Source organism: Saccharopolyspora ipomoeae, from assembly GCF_029952525.1.
Classification (GTDB): domain Bacteria; phylum Actinomycetota; class Actinomycetes; order Mycobacteriales; family Pseudonocardiaceae; genus Saccharopolyspora; species Saccharopolyspora ipomoeae.
The window spans coordinates 162751-180531 of the sequence record NZ_JASAOF010000008.1 but is presented as its reverse complement, the minus strand read 5'-3'; the positions used below and the strand labels follow the sequence as shown (position 1 = coordinate 180531).

Sequence of the window (17781 nt, the reverse complement as noted above, 5' to 3'; positions counted from 1 at the left end):
AAATCGCGGCTGACGGCGCGGGGTGGAGCAGTTCGGTAGCTCGCTGGGCTCATAACCCAGAGGTCGCAGGTTCAAATCCTGTCCCCGCTACTAGAGAAAGAGTGCCTCCGGTGATCCGGAGGCACTTTTCTTTTCGCTCAGTCCTTCAAACCCTCGGCCCATTTGCGAGCGCAGGTGGGGGAGCAGACCCTGCCCTCGCCTCGGACCACGGCCGTCTGGCGCATGGTGCGGCCGCAGACCATGCAGGCGTCCGTCTCGGCGCCGCGCTGCGTCGGGACCATGGACTTGGCTCGTTCGGTGACCCGCTGAGCCACCTTCGTCTTGTTCTCACTGACCTTGGTACGCAACCAACTGCGATGCACGCCCGAACCTCCTGCTATCCATGCCGTGCGCCCACCGGTAGCCCGGCGGCCAACAGCAGCGTGAGGGTAACCACCTGTAGTTGTGCAGTTTCAGAACGTGATAGCACCTCATTGCGCGCCCAAGAACCCCCATCCAGGCGAACGAGAGGCCGGGTGGTTGCAATGCGTGCAGGAGAGGCGGCTGCATTCGGGTGGGATCCGGGATTCGCGGGCCTTCCGGCGTCGAAGAACCCGTAATCCCGGTCTGGAACCAATGGCGGAATCGTTCGTCCACTTGGACCAGTGGGGTGCAACCACTGTGGACAGAAGCGCCGACCACTGTGGACAGCTCAGGCGGGACGTGGCACCGTTGGTGTCGTGAGCGAGCTGAATGCGACATCCGCTGCCCTGTTGGGACTACTGCACGAAGGGCCGAAAACCGGTGGCCAGCTGGTCGCCGCGGCCACCGAGCGCTTCGCCGGGTTCTTCAGCGTCACCCGCAGCCAGGTCTACCGGGAGCTGCCCGCGCTGACCGAGGACGGCCTGCTGCGCCTCGGCAAGCAGGGGCCGCGCTCCAGCCAGCAGTACGCGATCACCGCCGCGGGCAAGAAGGCCTTCAAGGCCTGGTTGAACACCGCTCCCGGGCCGGACAACGTCCGCAGCCCGCTGATCCTGCGGCTGGTCTACTCCGGCACCCTCACCCCGCGTCAGCGCGCCTCGCTCGTGGAGTCGGCCCGCGCGCAGACCGCGGTGAAGATGGACGAGGCTCGCAACGCCGCCAAGACGGCGGGCGACCCCTACGAGAAGGCCGCCGCCGACTTCACCGTCGCCTACAACCGGGCGATCATCAAGCTCCTGGACTCGATCCCCGACTGACGGCAGGGTCCCCGCTCGCGAACGACGGCTGCGCCGATCACCGGCGCAGCCGTCGTTCGCGTTCAGCCGAGGGCGGAAGCCGATCTCGCCGCAAGGTGCCGTCCTCGTGGGCGGCCGCTCACCCGTGAAGTACCCTGAGCACTGTGAATCCCGACGTCGCGGCCTCCCTCAAGGAACTGTCCAACACGCTCGAAGGCATCGAGAGCGTGATGGATCTCGACGCACTTCGCGCGGAGATCTCCGAACTGGAGGAGGAGGCGGCCAAGCCCGACCTCTGGGACGACGTCGAGAACGCGCAGCGCGTCAGCAGCCGGCTCGTGCACCGGCAGTCCGACCTGCGACGCATCACCGAGCTCCGCCAGCGCGTCGAGGACCTGGAGGTCCTCTACGAGCTCAGCGAGGACGAGGGCGACAGCTCCGGCCTGGCCGAGGCCGACGAGGAGCGCGAGCGCCTCGCCAAGGACCTGGAGACCCTCGAAGTCCGCACCCTGCTCTCCGGTGAGTACGACTCCCGCGAGGCCGTGGTCACCATCCGCGCCGAGGCCGGTGGCGTCGACGCCGCCGACTTCGCCGAGATGCTCATGCGCATGTACCTGCGCTGGGCCGAGCGCCACGACTACTCGACCGAGGTCTACGACACCTCCTACGCCGAAGAGGCGGGTCTGAAGTCGGCGACCTTCCGGGTCAACGCCCCCTACGCCTACGGCACCCTCTCGGTCGAGCAGGGCACGCACCGCCTGGTGCGCATCTCGCCGTTCGACAACCAGGGCCGCCGCCAGACCTCCTTCGCCGGTGTCGAGGTGCTGCCGGTGGTCGAGGAGACCGACCACGTCGAGATCCCGGAGAAGGACATCCGCGTCGACGTCTTCCGCTCCTCCGGTCCCGGTGGGCAGAGCGTGAACACCACCGACTCGGCCGTGCGCATCACGCACATCCCGACCGGTGTGGTCGTGTCCTGCCAGAACGAGAAGTCGCAGCTGCAGAACAAGGCCGCCGCGATGCGCGTGCTCCAGTCCAAGCTGCTGGCCCGCAAGAAGGAGGAGGAGCGCGCCGAGCTGGACGCCCTCAAGGACGGCGGCTCCAGCTGGGGCAACCAGATGCGCTCCTACGTGCTGCACCCGTACCAGATGGTCAAGGACCTGCGCACCGAGCACGAGGTGGGCAACCCCGACGCGGTGCTCGACGGCGACCTCGACGGATTCCTGGAATCCGGCATCCGCTGGCGCCGCCAGCAGCAGAGCGTGGCCTGATCGACGCCCAGCGGGGCGATCAAAACCCCTGGTCATCGGTGGTGCAACCGCCTCTGTGGGTGAGTGCCGGTCGCCTCATCGGGCGGGGGTAAACTCCCGCCCGTGATCCGCCTTGAGCACGTGTCCAAGTCTTACAAGACGTCGACCCGGCCCGCTCTCGACGATGTCTCGGTGGGCATCGACAAGGGCGAGTTCGTGTTCCTCATCGGGCCATCGGGCTCCGGCAAGTCGACGTTCATGCGCCTCCTCCTGCGCGAAGACGTGCCCAGCCGCGGTCGGGTCTTCGTCGCCGACTGGAACGTGGCGAAGCTGCCGCGCCGCCGGGTGCCCCGGCTGCGCCAGCGCATCGGCTGCGTCTTCCAGGACTTCCGGCTGCTGAACAACAAGACCGTGGCGGAGAACGTCGCGTTCGCGCTGGAGGTCATCGGCAAGCCCCGCGGCGACATCCAGCGCGTGGTCCCGCAGGTGCTGCAGCTGGTGGGCCTCGACGGCAAGGCCGACCGGATGCCGCACGAGCTCTCCGGTGGTGAGCAGCAGCGCGTCGCCATCGCGCGCGCGTTCGTCAACCGGCCGCTGGTGCTGCTGTGCGACGAGCCGACGGGAAACCTGGACCCCGACACCAGTCAGGACATCATGCTGCTGCTGGAGCGGATCAACCGCACCGGCACCACCGTCGTGATGGCCACGCACGACCACGGCATCGTCGACTCGATGCGCCGTCGCGTCGTGGAGCTCAGCTACGGCCGGGTCATCCGCGACGACGCCCGCGGCGTGTACGGCGTCGGCCGCTGATCCGCGACGAGATCGCCCGGCCCGTGCACCTGAGGACACACACCCCCGAACGGCAGGAAAGCTGACCCAAGATGCGTGCGAGCTTCGTATTCAGCGAGGTCGTCAACGGCCTTCGGCGCAACGTGACGATGACCATCGCGATGATCCTGACGACCGCCATCTCGGTGGGTCTGCTCGGTGGCGGTCTGCTGGTCGTCCGGCTCATCGACAAGATGCAGGACACCTACCAGGACCGCGTCGAGGTCGTGGTGTTCATGACCGACGACGTCAGCGCCAATGACACCGATTGCAGCCAGGAGCCCTGCTCCTCGATCAAGTCGGCGCTGAGCAGCGCCGAGGGCGTCGAGTCGGTCAAGTACGAGAACCGCGAGCAGGCGTTCGCCAGCTTCAACAAGGTGTTCGAGTCGCAGCCCGAGCTCAAGGACGTCGCCCGCGCCGAAGCGATGCCGGCGTCGCTGCGCGTGAAGCTCTCCGACCAGGAGCGGTTCCCGCAGATCCAGGCCGAGTTCGCCAGCAAGCCGGGCGTGGACAGCGTCGTCGACCAGGCGGAATACCTGGACAGGCTGTTCGACATCCTCAACGGCGTCCGCAACGCGACCTTCTCGATCGCGCTGGTGCAGGCGCTGGCGGCACTGCTGCTGATCTCCAACACCATTCAGCTCTCGGCGTTCACCCGCCGCACCGAGACCGGCATCATGCGCCTGGTGGGCGCGACCCGCTGGTACACCCAGCTGCCGTTCCTCCTGGAGGCGATGGTCTCCGGTCTCATCGGTGCGGTCCTGGCGATCGCGGGCCTGCTGATCGCGAAGGCGGCGTTCATCGACAGGGTCATGGGCCCGGTGCTGGGCACCGGCATCATCCCCGCCGTCGAGTGGGGCGACATCGCGCTCATCTCGCCGATCCTGCTGCTGGTCGCGGCGGCGATCTCCGCGGTGACCGGCTACGTCACGCTGCGGTTGTACGTGCGGCTGTAACCTGGTGCTCGGCGGCCTCCTGGTTGGGGGCCGCCGAGTTCCGTTTAAACGGGTGACACGAGGACTAGAGTTGTTCGCATGGTGAAGGAACGCGGCCGCAAGGTCATCTCGCAGAACCGCAAGGCGCGGCATGACTGGTCGGTGCTCGACACCTACGAGGCGGGCATCGCGCTGACCGGTACCGAGGTCAAGAGCCTGCGCCAGGGCAAGGCGCAGCTCGTCGACGGCTTCGCCACGGTCGACGACGGCGAGGTCTGGCTGCGCAACGTCCACATCCCCGAGTACACCGAGGGGACCTGGACCAACCACGAGCCGCGACGCTCCCGCAAGCTGCTGCTGCACCGGCACGAGATCGAGCGGCTGGTCGGCAAGATCAAGGAGAGCGGGCTGAGCCTCGTCCCGATGTCGCTGTACTTCAGCGACGGCAAGGCCAAGGTCGAGCTCGCTCTGGCGCGAGGAAAGAAGGCGCACGACAAGCGCCAGGACATCGCCAAGCGCGACGTGGAACGCGAGATCCAGCGCGCCATCGGGCGCGCGCGAAAGGGCCGGCGCTGACTTGACGGCACCGCGTGACGACAACCGAATCCCCACCTGGCTCGACGAGCTCGGCCTGCCGGGGCTGGTCGACATCCACACCCACTTCCTGCCGCCGAACGTGCTGGACAAGGTGTGGGCGTACTTCGACAACGCCTCCGAGCACTACGGGATGCGGTGGGACATCTACTACCGCCACGACGAGCCCACCCGGGTCCGGTTGCTGCGCGAGTTCGGCCTGCGCGCCTACGCGCCGCTGGTCTACGCCCACAAACCGGCGATGGCCGAGTGGCTCAACGACTGGGTGCGCGACTTCGCCGAGCGCACCCCGGACGCGGTGCCGACCGCGACGATCTACCCGGAACCCGGCGTCGGCGACTACCTCGCGCGCGCCCTCGACGAGGGCGCCCGGTGCGTGAAGATGCACGTCCAGGTGGGCGGTTTCGACCCGCGCGACCCGCTGCTGGACCGCGCGTGGGGCCTGCTCGCCGAGACCGGCGTGCCGGTCGTCATCCACTGCGGGCACGGGCCCATCCCCGGTTCCTACACCGGGCTGGACGTGTTCGAAGGCGTGCTGCGCAGGCATCCCGACCTGACCGCGGTGCTCGCGCACGCCGGAATGCCGGACTACCTCGCGGCGTTGGGCCTCGTGGAGCGGTACCCGCGGGTCCACCTGGACACCACGATGGTCGGCGTCGCGTTCAGCGAGAAGTTCGCGCCGCTGCCCAAGGACTGGGCGGCCCGCATCGCCGCGCACCAGGACCGGGTCGTGCTCGGCACCGACTACCCGAACATCCCGTACTCCTACGCCGACCAGCTCGCCGCCATCGCCGGCTGGGCGGGCTCCGACCAGCGGCTGGGCAAGCAGTTCCTGCGCGCGGTGCTGCACGACACACCGGCGAAGCTGCTGGGTCTGGGCGGTTGAGGGATATGGGAATGATCGTCGGGACCCGACGCGTTATCCTGTTGGACACCGGTTCGACAACCGGTGCGAGTGGAAGTACAGACATGGGGGTGAACGGTTTCGACTCCGTACGTTGATCCTTGGGAAGCGTGCCGGTGCAGGCGGGAGACCACCGAGAGCGTCGCCGCAAACAAATAAGCGCCGACAAGAGTCAGCGCGAGTTCGCCCTCGCCGCCTGAGCGAGGAGCGACTCTGTCGGACCGGGAAAGCCTCCGTCCCGGAATCCGGCATCAGCTAGGAGGCTCCACTGCGAGGTTCGGTCGCGGGACCTCGTGGGACATCGAACAGCGACTGGGCTCGTCACACCGGCTGGTTCGCGTGACCGGTGGAGCCGAGTAGAGGCATAGCGGACTGCGCACGGAGAAGCCTTGGTGAGGCGACGGAGGACCCGGGTTCGATTCCCGGCACCTCCACTCGGCTCGGGGCGAGGTGTGTTCGCGGAACGCGCGAACCATCTCGCCCCGTTGTGTTGGTTGCGGGGGCCGAGCCCCCGCAGGCCCCCACGGTGCGGTGGCCGGTCTTCGTTGGCTCCTCGCCCTGCGAGCGGTTCCCGGCCTGCTCACCGACCAGCAGTGCGGTGTTCGAGGATGCCGCGGCAGTTCCACGGTGCGGGGAGCACGTTCTGCGTGTCCCCGCGTTTTCGTTTCTCCCGGGCCTGCTCCCGGACCAGCCCCATCGGCGGCCGCAACGACGCTGGACTTCTGTGGTGGGTGGGGTTCTTGGGGTGGAATCGGACGGGGCTACTTGCATTTGTGCGCGTTTAGTGACTTTGGTCACAGCGATCTGTGTGACGTTTGGCTTACGTTTGCGCCCGTTCGGAGTAGTGCTCATCGCTCTTTGAACACTCCGAGTGAGGGGAGTCGCTGTGGGTGAGACAACGAGCGGGCGGACCCGCTGGCGTGTGTTCGGGCTGGTCCTGGTGGCCGGGATGGTCGGCGTCGTGCTGATGTTCACCGGCCTGTCCCAGGGCGCGATCGTGGCCTCGTTCGCCGTCGCGGGGACCAGCTACAAGGCATCCGCCGACCGGCTCGACGCCCAAGGCGTCGTGCAGTACGGCTCGGTGGACCGCAGCGCCGACCAGGCGCACCCGGTGCTGGTCAACGGTTTCCGGAAGGCCAAGCTGGACAACTTCTGCCAGTCCATCGTCGTCCCGGACCTGCCCGGGGTCGGCGACATCACCGTGAAGATCGCCGCGCCCGGCGGCATGACCGCCGACAACCTCGTCCTCGGCATCGAGGAGGTCACCGGCGACCTCACCCTCAACAACGTCGAGATCGGCCGCGACGCCGGGACGATGGACAAGGGCCCCAACGGCGTGACCGGCGGCGCGGGCACGTTCGGCATCCAGGCCGACAGCACGCAGATCTCCGGGCTGCGCCAAACGGCCTGGTCGACCACGGCGTCCACGCTCAAGCTCAACCAGGTGCACATCACGGCCGGCGCAGGCCGCCACGAGTGCTTCTGATCGGTGGGTGAACTCATGAAGAAGACCGACTCGAAGTTCCGCCAGTGGCGGCGCTCCCGCCCGTTCTGGGCCGGGATCTGCACGCTGGCCTCGGGACTGCTGATCCTGTTCCCGCCGTACGCATCGCTGAAGTTCGGCGACATCGTCGTCTCGCTGAACACGCTCACCGGGCTGTCCGCGATGGTCATCGGGGTGCTGCTGGTGTCCTGCGGGCTGTCGTTCTGGACGCGGCAGGAGTTCCGGCTCCCGGCCGGGATCGTGACGCTGCTGCTGTCGTTGGCCGCCATCGTCACCGCCAACCTCGGGTCGTTCCTGATCGGCACGCTGCTCGGCCTGGTCGGAGCGGCGCTCGGCATCGCGTGGACGCCGAAGGCGCGGGAGCGGCGCGCCGTCCGGGAAACCGTCCCGGAGGAGAGCTCCGCGCGCCCGGTGGGGTACGCGGGAGGCCATGCGTGATCGCACCCCGCCTGTTCGCGGGGGTGCTCGGGACGGTCGTGGTGCTCGGGGCGTTCGCCCCGGCCGCCGCGGCGCAGGACGGCGGACTGCTACCGGACGTGGGGGAGTTGCTGCCGCTTCCCCAGGCGCCGGAGACGTCGTCGGTTCCTGCCCCGCCACCATCCGTCCCCGCTCCGACATCGTCCGCCCCCGCTCCCGCGCCGCTTCCGGTTCCCGCGCCAGTTCCGACGCCGGCACCGCTTCCGGTGCCAGCACCGACGCCGGTCCCCGTTGCTCCGCCCGCCCCGAAACCGCTGCCGCCCGCGTCGAACTCCGACGCCGAGCCCGGGCCCGGGCGGGAGTGGACGCTGACCGGCAGCGCGCTCAAGCTCGTCGGCTCCCGCTACCGCGGCGTGGAAGAGCGGGACGGGGTGCGGACGCTGCACTTCACCGTCGACCGGCTGGAGATCACCGACCTCGTCCAGCGCGGCGACCTCGGCAACGGCCGCGTCGTGCGCACCTCGGCGCGAGCGGGCAGCGTGTCGACCGTGACCGACGGACCCATCGAGCTCTACACCCGCGAGCTCACCGGGAACCTCGGCGTCGCGCGGACCACGCTCACCGCCGACTCGGTGCTGATGCCCGACGTGGACCTGGGCTTCCTGCAGCTGCCCGAGCTCACCTTCACCGACGTCGTCGTCCGCAACACCGACCTCGCCGGTGGTGTCCTGACCATTCCCGGTGGCCGCGTCGGCCTGGAGTGATCAGGCGCGCGTGCGGCGCAGCAGGTGCAGGAAGTACGGGGTGCCGATGAGAGCCGTGATCAACCCCGCCGGGAGCTGCTCCGGTGCGATCGCGCTGCGGCCGATCGCGTCCGCGGCGCACACCAGGACACCGCCGAGCAGCGCCGCGACCGGCAGCGACCGGGAGTGCCTGCGGCCCACGAGGGCGCGTGCCGCGTGCGGCGCGACCAGCCCGACGAACGCGATCACGCCGACGGCCGCCACCGCCGCCCCGGTCAGCAGCACCGCGCACAGCAGCAGGAGCAGCCGTGCCCTCGACACGGGAACGCCCAGCACGCGCGGGGTCTTGTCGTCCAGGGACAGCAGGTCGAGCTCGGAACGGGCACCCGCCAGCAGCGGGATCGCCACCAGCAGCGCCAGCGCGATCGGCAGCAGGTGCTCCGGCAGACGGCCGTAGGTCGAGCCGCCGAGCCAGGTCAGGGCCTTGGTCTCGTTCCACGGGTCGGTGAGCGTGATCAGCAGCGTGATCAGGGCTTGCGTTCCCGCCTGCACGCCGAAACCGATGAGCACCAGGCGTTCTCCGGCGAATCCGCCGCGCGCGGCCACCGCGAACACGACCCCGGCCGCGATCGCCGCGCCGATGCCCGCCGCCGTCGCCTGGGCCCAGAAGCCCGCGCCCGGCGCGAACGTGATCACCGCGACCGCGGCGACGCCCGCGCCGCCCGAGGTGCCGAGGATTCCCGGTTCCGCCAGGGGATTCCGGGTCACGGCCTGGATCGCGGCACCGGCCAGGGCGAGCGCCGCGCCCGCCAGCAGCGCCGCGAGCACGCGCGGCACCCGGTTGCCCATCACGTTCGACACGATCGGCCCGGCCTGCCCGCTCGCCCAGTTGGCGACGTCGCCGAGCAGCAGCAACCGGTCGCCGAGCAGCACCGACACCACCACGACCAGGACGGCGGCGACCACCAACGACACCAGCACGAGCCGGAAGCGCCGCGCGCTCACCGAGCCCCGCGCACCCGCCGACGGCGGCTCGGACACCGCGCGCGAGACGCGGATTCTCCTGGCCAGCGCGATCAGGAACAGCACGCCCAGCAGCGTCGTCACCACGCCCGCCGGAACCTCCAGGGCGCCCTGGGCGCCGACGACCGCGCGCAGCAGCACGTCCGCGCCGAGCAGCAGCACCACGCCCGTCGCCGCCGACACCGGGATCAGCACCACGTGCCGGTGCAGACCCGGCACGACGTTCGCCGCGAGCCGCACCAGCGCCGGTGCGGCCAGGCCGACGAAACCGATCGGCCCGGCCAGGGTGACCGCCGAAGCGGCCATGAGCACCGCCAGCGCCACCGCGCCCAGCCGGATACGTCCTACGTGGACACCGAGCGTGCGGGCGTGGTCGTCGCCGAGGTGGATGAGGTCGAGCTCGCGGGCCAGCACCAGCAGCCCGACCAGCGCGCACAGCACGACAGGGGCGAGCGCGGCGACGCCGTCGAGCCCGTTCTGGCTCAGCGACCCCGCACCCCACGCGAACAGGCCCTGGGTCTCCTCGGAGAACAGCAGCAGCAACATCTGCGTCACCGAGCTCATCGCCAGCGCCAGCGCCGTGCCGGCCAGGACCAGCCGCACCATCCCAGTGCCGCCGGACAGGCCCAGCACCACCAGCGCCGCGGCCAGCCCGCCGACGAAGGCGATGCCCGCCATGCCCAGCAGCGGCACCGACACGCCGAACGCGGCGACGGCCACGATCGCCAGGTGCGCCCCCGCCGACACCGCCAGCGTGTCCGGCGCGGCCATGATGTTGCGCGACACCGACTGCAGGACCGCGCCCGCCACCGCCAGCGCGGCACCGACCAGCACGGCGGCGAGCAGGCGCGGCAGCCGGGACTGGAGGATCACCGCCGCCTGGGCGTCCGGGTTCAGGACGTCGACGTCGGCGGTGCCCTGCGTCAGGTGCACCAGCGAGCCGGCGGCGATGAGCGCGCCGAGCCCGATGATGACCAGCGGCAGCCTCACTCCCGGACCGCGGCGATGGCCGCGTCGACGAACCGCTCCATGGACTTCGGGCCGCCGAACGTCCACAGCGCCTCCGGCAGGCGGTGGACCTCACCGCGCTGCACGAACGGCAGGTTCGTCCAGATCGGGTTGGCGGCGAGGTTCTCGGCGAACGGGTCGCCGGAGCTGCCGGAGTACCAGAACGGGACGTCGCCGAGCTGCGTCAGGCCCTCGACGTCGGTCTGCGCCATGCCGTAGGCCGGGTCGCCCTGCATCCGCCAGGCGCTGGGCAGGCCGATCCGGTCGAAGACCGAGCCGACCAGGGAACCGCTGGTGTAGGGGCGGATGGTGACCGATCCCGCGTTGACGTAGCCGTCGGCGAAGGCCACCGGCCTGCCCGCCATCCCCGCCTGCTGGACGGCCGCGCGGCCCTCCTCGATCTTGGCGTCGAACTCGGACTTCAGGCGTGCGGCGGCGGTTTCGGTGCCGGTGGCCCGGGCGATCAGGTCGACGTTGCCGAACATGGCGCCGATCGGGTCCTGCGCGTTGCCGCCGGGGACGACGATGACGGGGACCTTCGACTCGATCTGGGCGAGCGCGCCTTCGGGGAGTCCGCTGGTGACGACCACCAGGTCCAGGTCCAGCGAGCCGAGGGTGTCGATGCTCGGCTCGCCGCGGGTGCCGATGTCGGCGACGGAGGCGTCGAGCGGGGCGGCGCCGGAGTACTCGCCGTAGCCCCGCACGTCGGAGACCGCGGCGGGCATGACTCCGAGCGAGACCAGGTATTCCGCGGCGTTCCACTCGGTGGCGGCGACGCGGCGGGCCGGGTGGTCGAGGTGGACCTCCTTGCCGCGCGAGTCGACGACCGTCACCGGCGGGCCGCTCGCTTCCGGTGCCGGGACGGTCGGTGCTTCGGTGGTTCCGCAGGCCGTCGACAGTGCGCCCAGGGCGAGAGCGGTGGCGAGGAACGCACGTCTGGTGCGCATGGTGTCTCCCTTGAGGGCTAGAGCGAGGCGGCGTTGAAGCGGCCGACCGCGCGGGTGTGGATGCGTCCGTCGGCCCGGTGGACCTCGACCTCGATGCCGTAGGCGCGGGTGAGGTTCTCACCGGTCAGGACGTCGTCGGGGGTTCCTTCGGCGCTGATGCGGCCGTGTTCGAGCAGCAGCAGGTGGTCGGCCAGGGCGGCGGCCTGGTCGAGGTCGTGCAGCACCACGCCGACGCCGACGTCGTGCTCGTCGGCGAGATCGCGCACCACGTCGAGGATTTCGACCTGGTAGCGCAGGTCGAGGAAGGTCGTCGGCTCGTCGAGCAGCAGCAGCGCGGTGTCCTGCGCGAGGCAGGCGGCCAGCCACGCCCGCTGGGCCTGCCCGCCGGAGAGCGCCTGCACCGGGCGGTCGGCGATGTCGCCGAGCCCGGTGAGCTCGATGGCTCGCTCGACCGCGGCGGGCCCGTCCGGGTCGTGGCCGCTCCAGCGGGAGCGGTGCGGGTGGCGGCCGAACTCCACGAGCTCGCGGACGTTGAGCCCACCGGGCGCGGTGCGCTGCTGGGAGAGCAGGGTGATCCGGCGGGCCAGGTCCTTGGCCGACAGGGCGCGCAGCTCGGCGCCGTCGCCGAAGCGGATGTCGCCGGACGCCGGCGGGTGCAGCCGCGCCAACGTTCGCAGCAGGGTCGACTTCCCGCTGCCGTTCGGGCCGATCAGGGCCGTCACCGCTCCCGCCCGCAACGTCACCGACGCAGCCCGGACGACGACGTCCCGCCCGTACGCGACATCGACCCCCTCAGCGGAAACAGACCCCAACGATGAGTAGCGCGACACACCATCACACTAAAGTGAGCCTTACCTAAACCTCAACCCGGGTCGGTCATCACGACAGTTTTAGCCATAATTGCCCATGATCAATGTCCCTTTTGTCCGGTCAATTATGGCTAAAACTGTCCACGGCCGGCGCGTCCCCGCCCTCAGCGAGGAGTCCGCTCGCGCACGGCCCGGGCGACGGTCTCGACGAGCTGATCGGCAGAGGTAGCGAGGTCCTCGGCTGTGACCACGATGACGAGCCAGCCGTTGGCCCTGAGCCAGGCGCGGCGGCGCTCGTCACGTCGGAACTGCTCGGGGTCGGCGTGCCAGCGGCCTTCGTACTCCACGACGACCTTGGCCTCCGGAAATCCGAGGTCGCCGCGGAGCTGCTGGCCGAACTCGCCCGGGATCTCCAGCTGTGGCACCGGACGCAACCCTCGCAGTGCGAACTTCACCCGGAGGACGGATTCCGGCACCGACTCGGCGCGTTCGTCCAGCAGCTCGAATCCATGCCGAGCGCGGCGGATGCCGTTGTCGTGGCGCCCGTTCATGAAGCGACCGAGGGCGTCCTTGGACAGCATTCCGGAGTGCAGGAGCGCGTCGACGCAGGCCACTCCCTGCGTCAGCGGGTTCTTGGTGAGTAGGTCGAAGGCCGCGCGCACCAGCGTTGCCAGCCGCACGCCTCCCCAGGGGAAGTGTTCCCAGTGGTGCCTGCGCGTGTCCCACACCCGCAGGCCCTGTACCCGCTTGTGGTTGCGGGTCAGGACCTCCACCGGATCTGTCGGTCTGGCCAGGTCGATGCCGTGCAGCGATGCCGCCGATCTGCCGGTGATGACCGCATCCGGCGGCAGCACCATCGCTGCTCCTCGGCAGAGCAGTTCGTGGGTCAGCGGTACTGATTCGAGGAGGTAGACGCCGTGGAAGATTCGACGGTAGGGGCCGTTGCGCAGATCCTTGTCGGAGAATCCCTGCTGGAGGGCCTCCTTGCGCGTGAACAGCCCCCGAGTTCCACCGAGAGCCACCTTGTTGGAAGCGACCATCAGTCCAGAGTGGCCAGTGGAAGAGGTTCACCCCAAGGACATTTCCGAATCTGTGGATAAACCCGGGAGTTGTGGAGAACTCTCGTTGCTCGTTGGGGGGATCGTGGACAGTTTTAGCCATAATTGGCCATGATCAATGTCCCTTTTGTCTGGTCAATTATGGCTAAAACTGTCCACGGCCGCGCGGCCGCGCGAAACCGGCCCCTCGCCCCGCCTCGGTGCCGAGGCAGGGGTGCGTGCGGGAGGATCGGTGCGGTAGTGCGGGCGTCGGGTGTTGCTGTCGTTGTGGGTTGGGGGTGATGTGGTGGACGTTGCTGTCGAGATTCCTGCGGGGGCCTACCGGCTTCGCCGTTGGCGGTCGGTTGATGCCGGGCAGGTGTTCCGGGCTTGCCAGGACCCCGAGATCCAGCGGTGGACGACCGTTCCGGTGCCCTACACCGAGGCGGTTGCCGAGGGGTTCGTCGCCGGGGCCGGGGACGAACCGCTGTTCGCGGTCACCGAATGCGGTGACGACGTGCTGGGGTCGTTCGGGCTGGTCGCCGTCGAGGGTGAGCGCGCCGAGGTCGGTTGCTGGGTCGCGCCCTGGGCTCGCGGAATCGGAGTCGGCGAGGCGGCTGGGCGGGCGCTCGCGCGGTGGGCGCTCGGCGAGGCGGGGTTCCGGAGGCTGGAGTGGATCGCCGACGTCGGCAACGGGGCCTCGCTGCGACTGGCTGCGCGGATCGGGTTCGCGCCGGAGCGAACGCTGCTCGGTCACCTGGAGAACCGGGACGGGACTCGCTCCGACGCCGTGCTGGCGGTCCTCGACGGGATGCCCTGAAGCGGCCGGGCGGGGGCCGGAACCGAGCGTGGCAGAATGCGCCTGGTCGAAAAACCCAGAGTATCCACATGACCACGGGCGATTGAAGGGTTCGGAACCGGTGACCGAGAGCAGCACACCGACGATGCAGGACGCGCTGCTGGCGCTGCAACGCTACTGGACCGAACGAGGTTGCATGATCATGCAGCCGTTCAACACCGAGGTCGGTGCCGGTACCGCGAACCCCGCCACGATGCTGCGGGTGCTCGGGCCGGAGCCCTGGCACGTCGGCTACGTCGAGCCCAGCGTCCGTCCCGACGACGCCCGCTACGGCGAGAACCCGAACCGGCTGCAGACCCACACCCAGTTCCAGGTGATCCTCAAGCCCGACCCGGGCAACCCGCAGGAGCTCTACCTGGGGAGCCTCGAAGCGCTCGGCGTCGACACCAAGGCGCACGACATCCGCTTCGTCGAGGACAACTGGGCCTCCCCGGCGCTGGGCGCCTGGGGCCTGGGCTGGGAGGTCTGGCTCGACGGGCTGGAGATCTCGCAGTTCACCTACTTCCAGCAGGCCGGTGGCCTGGTGCTCGACCCGGTGTCGGTGGAGATCACCTACGGGATCGAGCGCATCATCATGGCGCTGCAGGGCGTCGACCACTTCAAGGACATCCGCTACTCCGACGGCGTCTCCTACGGCGAGATCTTCGGCCAGTCCGAGTACGAGATGAGCCGCTACTACCTCGACGACGCCGACATCGAGGCCACCCACCGCATGTTCGACACCAGCGCCGCCGAGGCGGACCGGCTGCTGGACCTGCGGCTGCCCTCGCCCGCGTACGTGCACGTGCTCAAGTGCAGCCACATGTTCAACGTGCTCGACGCGCGCGGCGCCATCAGCACCACCGAGCGCGCCAAGGCGTTCGGGCGGATGCGCAGCCTGACCCGCCGCGTCGCCCAGCTGTGGGCCGAGCGCCGCGAGGAGCTCGGCCACCCGCTCGGCGTGGTCGAGGCGTCCCCGGCGGCCACCGCCGGGGACCTGCCGAGCGCGAGCGAGTCGGCGACGCTGCTGTTCGAGATCGGCCTGGAGGAGCTGCCGCACGCCGACGTGTCCACGATGGCCGGTTCGGTGCGGGACTCGCTGGAGTCCAAGCTCGCCGGAACCCGCCTGGAGCACGGCGAGATCAGCGCTTTCGCCACGCCGCGGCGGATCATCGTGCAGGTCGCCGACGTCGCCCCGGCCGAGCCGGACGCCGAGCGCACCGTGCGCGGCCCGAAGACCGCCGCCGCGTTCGGCCCCGACGGCGCGCCCACCAAGGCCGCCCAGGGCTTCGCCGGCAAGCACGGCGTGGCGCCCGAGGACCTCAGCCGAGTCGAGGTCGACGGCGCCGAGCACGTCGCCGTGGTGCGTACCGAGGAGGGCCGCACCGCCCCGGTCGTGCTGGCCGAGCTGCTCGCGCAGCTGGTCGGCGAGCTGCGTGCCGACAAGAACATGCGCTGGCGCGACCCGAAGCTGTCGTTCAGCCGCCCGGTCCGCTGGCTGCTGGCGCTGCTCGGCGACACCCCGCTCCCGGTGGCGGTGTCCTCGCTGGTCAGCGGCACCACCACGCGCGTGCACCGCACCGCGGCGGAACCGGTCGTGGAGGTAGCCTCCGCCGACGGCTACCTGGAGTTCCTGGCCGGGCACGGCATCGTCGCCGACGCCGCCGAGCGCCGCCGCAGCATCGTCGCGGCGGCCACCGAGCTGGCGTCGAGCGTCGGCGGCACCGTCGACTTCGCCGGCGAGGCCGGGCTGGTCGACGAGGTCACCAACCTCGTCGAGAGCCCCACGCCGATCCTCGGCGGCTTCGCCGAGCGGTACCTGGAGCTGCCCGAGCAGATCCTCACCACCGTGATGCGCAAGCACCAGCGCTACCTGCCGGTGCGCGGCGAGAACGGCCTGCTGCCGCACTTCATCACCGTCGCCAACGGCGACTGCGACACCGACCTGGTCCGGGAGGGCAACGAGTCGGTGCTGCGGGCCCGCTACGAGGACGCCGCGTTCTTCTGGCGCGCCGACCTCAAGCGCAAGCCGGAGGAGCTGCGCGAGGGCCTGCACAAGCTGACCTTCGAGGAGCGGCTGGGTTCGATGGCCGATCGCGCCGACCGGATCGCGCGCGTCGCGGTCTCCCTCGGCGACACCACCGGCCTGTCGGAGGCCGACCGGGCGACCGTGGCGCGTGCCGGTGAGCTGGCGAAGTTCGACCTGGCTTCGCAGATGGTCGTCGAGCTGTCCGGCCTGGCGGGCACGATGGCCCGCGAGTACGCGGCGCGCGCGGGCGAAACCCCCGCTGTGGCCACGGCTCTCGCGGAGATGGAGCAGCCGCGCGGTGCCGGGGACGCGCTCCCGGAGACCAACCCGGGCGCCGTGCTCGCGCTGGCCGACCGATTCGACCTGCTGGCGAGCCTGTTCGCGATCGGTGCGAACCCGACCGGCAGCTCCGACCCGTTCGGGCTCCGCCGCGCCGCCGGTGGTGCGGTGACGATCCTGCGCGCCACCCCGGCCGCCGCGGCGGTGACGCTGCGGGTCGGTCTGGAGGCCGCTCGCGCGCAGGTCGCCGAGCAGGGCTCGACGCTCAGCGACGAGGCGCTGGCCGAGGCGCACGACTTCATCGTCCGCCGCTACGAGCAGCAGCTCCTCGACGCCGGGCACGAGCACCGGCTCGTGCAGGCCGTCCTGCCGCTCGCCGACGCCCCGGCGCTGGCGGACACGGCGCTGGCGGAGCTGGAGAAGCGGATCAACGACGAGGACTTCGCCGCGCTGGTCGCGGTGATCCAGCGGGCCCGCCGCATCGTCCCGGAGGGCACCGCGGCGGCCTACGACGCGGACCGGCTCACCGACCAGGCCGAGCGGGACCTGCACGCCGAGGTCGCCGAGGTCGCCCAGCAGCTGTCGGGCACCACGACGCTGGCGGAGTTCACGGCGATCGCGGGCCGTCTGGTCGCGCCGGTCAACCGGTTCTTCGACGAGGTCATGGTCATGGCCGAGGACGCCGGCCTCCGCCAGGCCCGCCTGGGTCTGCTCGCCACCATCACCGACCTCGCGGACGAGGTCCTGGACTGGCGAGCTCTCTGAGGGGTCCGCACCACCGAGCAGCCCCGGAACCGCGCGGTTCCGGGGCTGTTTCGCGTCTCACGTGGGGTGTGTCCCCGGCAATGGACAGTTTTAGCCATAATCACCCATGATCAATGTCCGTTTTGCCCGGTCAATTATGGCTAAAACTGTCCCCCTCCAGCACCCGCTCGGGTCGGGACGGGGTTCGGGTGAGCACGAGCTGCGTGACGGCGAAGGTCGCGGGGACCGCGAGGACCGTGGCCAGGAGGGGAGCCGTCCGCTGATCCATTCCGAAGAATTCGACCAGCAGGTAGAGGAACACCGTCACGCCCGCGAAATTGGTGATGTTGGTCAGCGGGAAGAGGAGGAATTTTCGCATTGATGGGCGGGTGCGGAACGTGAATCGGCAATTGAGGAAGTAGGACACGATCACTGCGGGCACCATCGCCATCAGATGTGCGATCAAGTACGGGAAGGCGCCGCGCAGCAGCAGGTACGCCGCGTAGTAGACGAGCGTGTTGATCAGGCCCACGACGCCGTAGCGCGCGATCTTGCCCAGCAGTGATGTCACTGTTGCGACCTTCCCCGCGGAATCCCCGGAGTGCACGATTCATCATTCGGGATGATGAGCGCAATTCGCTCGATGGGTCGATGTTGGCCCGCGATTCCGCGCGAATTCGAGGAATCCGCTGG

At 69.9% G+C, this 17781-nt stretch carries 17 protein-coding genes, 1 tRNA gene and 1 other RNA gene; 13 read left to right on the top strand and 6 right to left on the bottom strand.

Going from position 1 to position 17781, the window contains the following annotated elements; translation table 11 throughout:
- The first annotated feature begins 16 nt into the window (after window positions 1-16).
- Window positions 17-90 (top strand) — tRNA-Met (locus QFW96_RS15485).
- Window positions 91-137: 47 nt separating this feature from the next.
- On the opposite strand, the gene QFW96_RS15480 is transcribed toward QFW96_RS15485, so the two are convergent.
- Window positions 138-362, bottom strand: a complete 225-nt coding sequence (locus QFW96_RS15480; RefSeq protein ID WP_281456341.1) for a hypothetical protein — start codon at window positions 360-362, stop codon at window positions 138-140.
- 357 nt (window positions 363-719) lie between these two features.
- On the opposite strand from QFW96_RS15480, the gene QFW96_RS15475 reads away from it, so the two are divergent.
- The 10 genes from QFW96_RS15475 to QFW96_RS15430 all read left to right on the top strand — a co-directional run bounded on the left by QFW96_RS15475 (window position 720) and on the right by QFW96_RS15430 (window position 8395).
- The gene (locus QFW96_RS15475; RefSeq protein ID WP_093414959.1) at window positions 720-1217 is read left to right on the top strand and encodes a PadR family transcriptional regulator; all 498 of its coding nucleotides are present in this window, start codon (window positions 720-722) and stop codon (window positions 1215-1217) included.
- 143 nt (window positions 1218-1360) lie between these two features.
- Complete coding sequence (prfB, locus tag QFW96_RS15470; protein ID WP_281456340.1) at window positions 1361-2467, top strand: peptide chain release factor 2; 1107 nt, start codon at window positions 1361-1363, stop codon at window positions 2465-2467.
- A 102-nt stretch (window positions 2468-2569) separates the two neighbouring features.
- Window positions 2570-3259: a cell division ATP-binding protein FtsE gene (gene ftsE / locus QFW96_RS15465; RefSeq protein ID WP_093414956.1), complete on the top strand. Its 690-nt coding sequence runs from the start codon at window positions 2570-2572 to the stop codon at window positions 3257-3259.
- A 71-nt stretch (window positions 3260-3330) separates the two neighbouring features.
- The gene (ftsX, locus tag QFW96_RS15460; protein ID WP_281456339.1) at window positions 3331-4233 is read left to right on the top strand and encodes a permease-like cell division protein FtsX; all 903 of its coding nucleotides are present in this window, start codon (window positions 3331-3333) and stop codon (window positions 4231-4233) included.
- 78 nt (window positions 4234-4311) lie between these two features.
- Window positions 4312-4788 carry an SsrA-binding protein SmpB gene (gene smpB / locus QFW96_RS15455; RefSeq protein ID WP_093414952.1) on the top strand — a complete coding sequence of 159 codons (477 nt, stop codon included), beginning with the start codon at window positions 4312-4314 and terminating at the stop codon, window positions 4786-4788.
- Window position 4789: 1 nt separating this feature from the next.
- A complete protein-coding gene (locus QFW96_RS15450) occupies window positions 4790-5692 on the top strand; it encodes an amidohydrolase family protein (protein ID WP_281456338.1) in 903 nt (300 codons plus the stop codon).
- A gap of 85 nt (window positions 5693-5777) precedes the next feature.
- Window positions 5778-6147, top strand: a transfer-messenger RNA (tmRNA) gene (gene ssrA / locus QFW96_RS15445).
- 449 nt (window positions 6148-6596) lie between these two features.
- A complete protein-coding gene (locus tag QFW96_RS15440; RefSeq protein WP_281456337.1) occupies window positions 6597-7196 on the top strand; it encodes a DUF6230 family protein in 600 nt (199 codons plus the stop codon).
- Window positions 7197-7211: 15 nt separating this feature from the next.
- Window positions 7212-7652, top strand: coding sequence for a DUF6114 domain-containing protein (locus tag QFW96_RS15435; protein WP_281456336.1), 441 nt, complete (start codon window positions 7212-7214; stop codon window positions 7650-7652).
- Window positions 7649-8395, top strand: coding sequence for a hypothetical protein (locus tag QFW96_RS15430; RefSeq protein ID WP_281456335.1), 747 nt, complete (start codon window positions 7649-7651; stop codon window positions 8393-8395). Before QFW96_RS15435 ends, QFW96_RS15430 begins: the two co-directional genes overlap by 4 nt.
- Here the strand turns inward: QFW96_RS15430 and QFW96_RS15425 are convergent, their stop codons facing one another.
- The 4 genes from QFW96_RS15425 to QFW96_RS15410 form a co-directional block, all read right to left on the bottom strand.
- Window positions 8396-10387: an iron ABC transporter permease gene (locus QFW96_RS15425; RefSeq protein WP_281456334.1), complete on the bottom strand. Its 1992-nt coding sequence runs from the start codon at window positions 10385-10387 to the stop codon at window positions 8396-8398. It lies immediately after the preceding gene.
- Complete coding sequence (locus QFW96_RS15420; RefSeq protein ID WP_281456333.1) at window positions 10384-11352, bottom strand: ABC transporter substrate-binding protein; 969 nt, start codon at window positions 11350-11352, stop codon at window positions 10384-10386. The genes QFW96_RS15425 and QFW96_RS15420 overlap by 4 nt, the downstream gene beginning before the upstream one ends.
- A gap of 17 nt (window positions 11353-11369) precedes the next feature.
- Entirely contained in the window at window positions 11370-12182 is an 813-nt protein-coding gene (locus tag QFW96_RS15415) for an ABC transporter ATP-binding protein (protein WP_425524763.1), read from the bottom strand.
- A 143-nt stretch (window positions 12183-12325) separates the two neighbouring features.
- On the bottom strand, window positions 12326-13201 hold the full coding sequence (locus QFW96_RS15410; RefSeq protein WP_281456332.1) for a DUF559 domain-containing protein: 876 nt from the start codon (window positions 13199-13201) through the stop codon (window positions 12326-12328).
- Between the two features lie 304 nt (window positions 13202-13505).
- Here QFW96_RS15410 and QFW96_RS15405 point away from each other — a divergent pair, with 304 nt between their 5' ends.
- Both QFW96_RS15405 and QFW96_RS15400 read left to right on the top strand, forming a co-directional pair.
- Window positions 13506-14018, top strand: coding sequence for a GNAT family N-acetyltransferase (locus tag QFW96_RS15405; protein WP_281456331.1), 513 nt, complete (start codon window positions 13506-13508; stop codon window positions 14016-14018).
- 100 nt (window positions 14019-14118) lie between these two features.
- Entirely contained in the window at window positions 14119-17109 is a 2991-nt protein-coding gene (locus tag QFW96_RS15400; RefSeq protein ID WP_281456330.1) for a glycine--tRNA ligase, read from the top strand.
- A gap of 130 nt (window positions 17110-17239) precedes the next feature.
- Here QFW96_RS15400 and QFW96_RS15395 read toward each other — a convergent pair whose 3' ends face one another.
- Window positions 17240-17659, bottom strand: coding sequence for a GtrA family protein (locus QFW96_RS15395; RefSeq protein ID WP_281456329.1), 420 nt, complete (start codon window positions 17657-17659; stop codon window positions 17240-17242).
- Window positions 17660-17781: the final 122 nt, after the last annotated feature.